Below are 4,952 nucleotides of genomic sequence, written 5' to 3' on the forward strand. Positions count from 1 at the left end.
TGGTAACTCCACCTTACCGATGAGCCCGGTGGCCACCGAGATCGAATTCGCATGGGTGGGGCATGCCCCACCCATGCGATCGCCTCAATCTACACCGGAAATTACACCACGAGCGCGGACGCTAACGTGGGCGCTGTGCCACCTCCCCCTGGAGCCATCTCCATGACCCGCTACACATTATCCCATCTCGAAACCGCTGCTTGTCTTTGGGAAGCCGTCCTAGAACTGCGCGATCGTGCTGCGACCACTCCCGATGCAAGCAGTCTGGCGCTTGCCTTGCGCACATGCTTCGATACGCTCGGTACAGCGGCGCTGCGTCTGATCGTGGTAGGCTGGGTCGATGCGGTCGAGGCTGCATGGCGCACCGTCGAAGGCGAATATCCGTTGTCGTTCGATTGGGATTTCGTGCCCCGTTGGATTGCCGACACGATCGACTGGTCAGATCCGCGCCGTCCGGTCATTCGCGCAACTGCGCCCGTTCGGTACGTCAGATCGACGTCGTTTCCACCTATAGGATATGACGCACCCCCCCAAACCGCGATCGGGACCAGCCATGAGGACCATCTGGCGATAGAGGTCCACACTGCCGTGATTGAACATCGGCATGGAATGAATATCCACGTCGCAGTCGATGCGATGGCTCTCGACGTGGAAATCGCTGCTTATTGCCGTGAATATTGGAACGAGATCGACGACGCGCGCAACCCGAATAACCTGTCCGACGCCGAAGCGATATCAAGCTATTTCGAATGTCATCCGTCGGAAAGCTGCACGAAGGATCGCATGCGTATTGCGCCCGTCGCACACCCGTTTCCCCTTGCTGCCGGATCGATCGAGCAGGGCCGCTATTGTGTACTATCGACCGCCCATCTGACGGTTCATACCGCCTCATGCCTCGATAAATGGGCGTCCTGGCCGCCCAGTGATCGACCGATCGACATCGCGGCTTCGGTCTATGGCTGGTTCGTGCCGACGCGCGCCATTGATGATGGCCGCCGTGCGCAATTGCCGCAGGATCTGCTGCGGCTCATCGCCTTCGGCCGCGCGTACGGCTTCCAGTTCCTGCTCTTCGACTGTGACGGCAGTGACGTCGACGGACTGCCGCTCCACCATTGGTAGGGGAGGTTTCCAATCTGGCCGCCCCGGCTTCTCCGCGATTATCCGAATTTCCCCGCGACCTGATTCCAGAAGCCGATCTTGCGTCCATGAATCTTGCGAAGATCGGCCAGCCAGTCATCATGCGGTACGACATCGACATCGCCTGCGATACGGTCGGCCAAATCCGTCGCGGCTGCAAAGTCCCGCGCGGCATAGGGGTAGTATTTCGAACTCGCCCGGTCGAGCACGCCAGTCACCAGTCGGCGATAGAGCAAGGTGGCCCCGCCCGGATCGGCCTGAGACAAAGCCTCGGCGGCAGGACGCAGAGTGTCATAGCTCCGGGCTTCCAGATCTTCGAGCCTTTCCCTTGCCACCCTGCCAGCGCGTTTGAGATCAGGCCAGGCGATGAGGAATTCCAGTGCCGATGTCGCCCGATCATATGCCATGGCCTGATCAAGGGCTTGCCTTTCCGCAGCGACATCCGCGAAATCAGGCAAAGCCCTAAGCCAGTCGCGCAACGCCTGAGCGTCGAGCCAGCAGTCGAAGATCGCCTTGCGCTGCGCCTGTACATCGTCCCTGCGGCCGAGCGCCTCAAAGGCCCGTAATTTGAGATCGGCAAGCTCGCGCTCGTTATGGCTGCGCTCAACCGGTGCGTCGATCCAGTCAAGGGCTTCTGCCGCACGATCCTGCGCGATCAGGCGGGCGGCAACCTGCGCATTGAGCAGCGTATTGCGGCGTTCAGGATCGACTGTCGCAATATAGGCGTCCACATCGCCGTCGAGGTCGGCAAGTTTGGGCAACAGCCAGCCGACCTTATAATCGAATTGCCGTCGCTCCGGGCCGGTCAGCCCCGCCTGCCGCTCCAGCAGCAACTGTCGCAAGGCTGCGCGGCCTGTCTGTCCCAGAGCCGGGGAGGCTGCGTCCGGCAGGTCGTCGAACACGCCATAGCCATCCCCTTCGATCAGCGTTAAAATATCCCCGGCGAGCTGATCGACATCGGGTACATCGGCTCGGGTCCACAGCCCGCCCAGATCTTTGCCGCCTTGCCGGAACACCGCGCCCAGCGAACCGCTGCTGTCGTCTGACCTTTCGAACACGGGTTCGGCAAGGCTCAACAGCAGCTTCATGCTATCGACCGCCTGGCTCAGTGAGGTTTCGGCCAGTGGCCCCAATATGGATTCGCGCAACTGGTCGAGTTCGCGCGAGAGCGGACCTATCTTGTCCCATTCGACGAACCCGCGCGAACGCCGGATGGTCTTCAGCCGCTTGTCGATTTCGTGGGCCAGGCCCCCGCTATCGTCCTTCGCCGCCAGCTCCATGCGGACCGCGCGGGCGAATATGGCGTCACGCTCCGCCTGGGCCAGGACAAGCCGGGCAAGGCGCGCTGGTCCCAGCGCTTCGATCGCCTCGAGCGTCATCCTGCTGGTGCCGCGTCTACTATTGCCAGAGGTCGCCATCAGATGTCTTCACCTCCCGACCGTCCTGTCCCCTTGATCAGCGCAAGCAGCATGGCGTGCAGCGCCTCTTCCGCGCGCTCGCGCCGCGCCGGGTCGGCGGCGGAAATGTCCCGGCGCATCCAGTCCGGCAGGCGGCGCAGAAAGTCGGTGAGTTGCGAATCCAGATCCTTAGGCATTCCTTGTCCTTCGCAGTCCGGGACCGCTGCCGCAATATCGGATGCATAGTGGCATCCGCGGGCGGCATGGCCCTCGAAGACAAACGGAGGGAAGGAAGAGGGGAGGGATGATGGGTTCCAGTCCGGAACCAGGGAGACCGTCATGCCCCTTCCAACAACGATCCATAGCGCCGTCAGCCCGGACGCGATCCGCCGCGCTTCACGCCTTTTTTCAGGCGACAGCCGGGACTGCCTTCATGAGATGTTCCAGAATGCCAGGCGCGCCGGTGCCACCTGCATCGCGGTCGATCTGACCGAACAGGACGGCCGATACCTTCTGCACATCCGCGATGATGGCTGCGGCATCGATGATCCCGCCGCCCTGCTGATGCTGGGCCATTCGGGCTGGGGCGATGACATTGCCCGCAGCGAAGACCCGGCCGGCATGGGCATGTTCAGCCTTGCCGGCCGCGCGGTCGAAATCCAGTCCTTCTCTCCCTCTGCGGGCACGGCCTGGAAAGTCCAGATTCCGGCAGACGCATGGGACAGCGGCGCGCCGCTTGCCATCGCCCCGGCCATGATCGGTTGGGGCACGCTGATCTCGATCGAACTGCCGCCCGACTGGAAACAAGGCTTGTCTGCGGTCGTCGCCGATGCAGCCCGTCACTATCCCTTACCGGTCACCTTGAACGAAACGCTGCTGCCCCGCGAAGACTTCCTCAAGGACGCCATGTTTGTCGAAAACGCCTGCGGCTGCCGTATCGGTGTCTATGATCGGGATCCTGATTGGCCAGGCGACCAACGCATCAATTTTCACGGGCACCGCGCCAAATGCGCCTTGCCGACGGTTCGGGAAGAAAAAGACAATGGCAGTCTCTGGACGGTCCGGATCGATATTATGGATGCGCCGGGAATTCATATGGTTCTGCCGGCGCGCAAGGAGGTTATCGACAACGCGGCGTTGAAGGCGCTTTGCGAAGCGGCTGAACGGATCATATTCAGAGCCATCGCTACCCGGCCAGACCACCGGCTGCCTTTTACCGCCTGGCAGCGAGCCTGCAAGCTGGGCGTCACGCTGCCGCAAGCGCGTTCAGGGTTATCGATCTGGCGGCCGCAGACCGCTGACGATTGTCATGGACGCAGCCGCCGCGTAATTGCCCCGGAAGGCGCAATGCTCGTTGTCCCCGCCCTGGAGCCCGATATCGCGCAGGCGCTTGCGCTGGCGCGGGGCAAGCCGCCCATCCAGGATGTACAACTCATCGAGGCGGAAGACGCGCTGCAAGGCTATGCCTGGTATGACGATCTCCCGGTTATCAGGGATATTGCCTTCCGCATTGAGCGGGATGGGGTCGTCCATCGCTATGAGGACGGCATATGTCTTCCAGCCGATCTTGCTTGTGGTCTTGTGGACAGGATCACGCTCGATCTCATGGTTGGCGACACCGCTCGCAAGGATGCCGCCGGCAGCGTCCATTCCATTGAAATCCCCGCGCTCGTATGTCGCAATCGTGGTTGGGATATCGATGAGGCCATCATTCTGGCCGTGCGTGGGGGTGATATTACGCCGGACCGACTGGGCCGTATGATCGATGCGACGATCTTCTGCTGCGCGGAGGATTGCGACTGCGATAGCTGGGATACACAGGCACGTTCCTTCGAGCGCGATGCCCGGCAACGGGCTACCCATGTTCTGCTTGGCGAAGATGCAGCCACGCTGGAAGCCATTAACATGAGCGCCTGGGATAATCTGAGCTGGCTGATCCCGCTCGATCGCAAGATCGTCATTCACGCCGAGCGCGGTGCCATCACGGTCGATTTCCTGCCGAATTGAAAGGGCGCCTGAGTTTGCTCGCCGCGCCTGTCGCCCCTGTCCCAACCCAATCAAGGAGACCGGCCATGCGCCGCTTCCCCGTCTGCGCCTGTTCGACAGCGCACCTTCCCCGCGCCGAGAATGACGCCATCGACCGGCTGATCCGGCACGCGCCGCGAAGGCGCGGCCGGATCATCGTCGATCATCCGATCTTGTCGATCGAGGCCCACCAATATGGCTTCTGGGTCCATATTGGCTTCATGGATGACTGGCCCGAGCGCCCCGATGGGCTTTCGCCCGAATTCTGGTGAGAACGGCGGAGCAATATTCGACCACGGTAGCGGCGGGATAGTCCTGCTGCGGGCGGCGTAAAAGTCGTCCACCTTGAAGCCTTTCTGCCGAGTCAGGGAGGTGTGGGGATCTACAGCGTGG

Annotated in this window: 5 protein-coding genes; 3 read left to right on the top strand and 2 right to left on the bottom strand. The window is 61.9% G+C overall.

What is annotated here, in order from left to right:
* The first annotated feature begins 162 nt into the window (after positions 1 to 162).
* Complete coding sequence (locus EWH12_RS21405) at positions 163 to 1,119, top strand: DUF5983 family protein (protein ID WP_129927769.1); 957 nt, start codon at positions 163 to 165, stop codon at positions 1,117 to 1,119.
* A gap of 38 nt (positions 1,120 to 1,157) precedes the next feature.
* Here the strand turns inward: EWH12_RS21405 and EWH12_RS21410 are convergent, their stop codons facing one another.
* Together EWH12_RS21410 and EWH12_RS22410 are read right to left on the bottom strand one after the other, a co-directional pair.
* Positions 1,158 to 2,555 (bottom strand): DUF6880 family protein, encoded by a 1,398-nt coding sequence (locus tag EWH12_RS21410; protein WP_207212469.1) that lies wholly within the window; start codon positions 2,553 to 2,555, stop codon positions 1,158 to 1,160.
* The gene (locus EWH12_RS22410; RefSeq protein ID WP_165363694.1) at positions 2,555 to 2,731 is read right to left on the bottom strand and encodes a hypothetical protein; all 177 of its coding nucleotides are present in this window, start codon (positions 2,729 to 2,731) and stop codon (positions 2,555 to 2,557) included. Before EWH12_RS22410 ends, EWH12_RS21410 begins: the two co-directional genes overlap by 1 nt.
* A 241-nt stretch (positions 2,732 to 2,972) precedes the next feature.
* Between EWH12_RS22410 and EWH12_RS21415 the strand changes: the two genes are divergently transcribed.
* Together EWH12_RS21415 and EWH12_RS21420 are read left to right on the top strand one after the other, a co-directional pair.
* Positions 2,973 to 4,541, top strand: coding sequence for a sensor histidine kinase (locus EWH12_RS21415; protein WP_242496169.1), 1,569 nt, complete (start codon positions 2,973 to 2,975; stop codon positions 4,539 to 4,541).
* 65 nt (positions 4,542 to 4,606) lie between these two features.
* Complete coding sequence (locus EWH12_RS21420; RefSeq protein WP_242496170.1) at positions 4,607 to 4,831, top strand: DUF5983 family protein; 225 nt, start codon at positions 4,607 to 4,609, stop codon at positions 4,829 to 4,831.
* Positions 4,832 to 4,952 lie beyond the last annotated feature (121 nt).

Origin of the sequence: Sphingobium cupriresistens (assembly GCF_004152865.1) — a bacterium.
GTDB classification, from domain to species: Bacteria; Pseudomonadota; Alphaproteobacteria; order Sphingomonadales; family Sphingomonadaceae; genus Sphingobium; species Sphingobium cupriresistens.

Bases quoted from the DNA above. Each gene is read 5' to 3' on its own strand.
- EWH12_RS21420 (WP_242496170.1), top strand. From the start codon at position 4,607: ATGCGCCGCTTCCCCGTCTGCGCCTGTTCGACAGCGCACCTTCCCCGC.
- EWH12_RS21405 (WP_129927769.1), top strand. From the start codon at position 163: ATGACCCGCTACACATTATCCCATCTCGAAACCGCTGCTTGTCTTTGG.
- EWH12_RS21410 (WP_207212469.1), bottom strand. From the start codon at position 2,555: ATGGCGACCTCTGGCAATAGTAGACGCGGCACCAGCAGGATGACGCTC.
- EWH12_RS21415 (WP_242496169.1), top strand. From the start codon at position 2,973: ATGTTCCAGAATGCCAGGCGCGCCGGTGCCACCTGCATCGCGGTCGAT.
- EWH12_RS22410 (WP_165363694.1), bottom strand. From the start codon at position 2,731: ATGCCTAAGGATCTGGATTCGCAACTCACCGACTTTCTGCGCCGCCTG.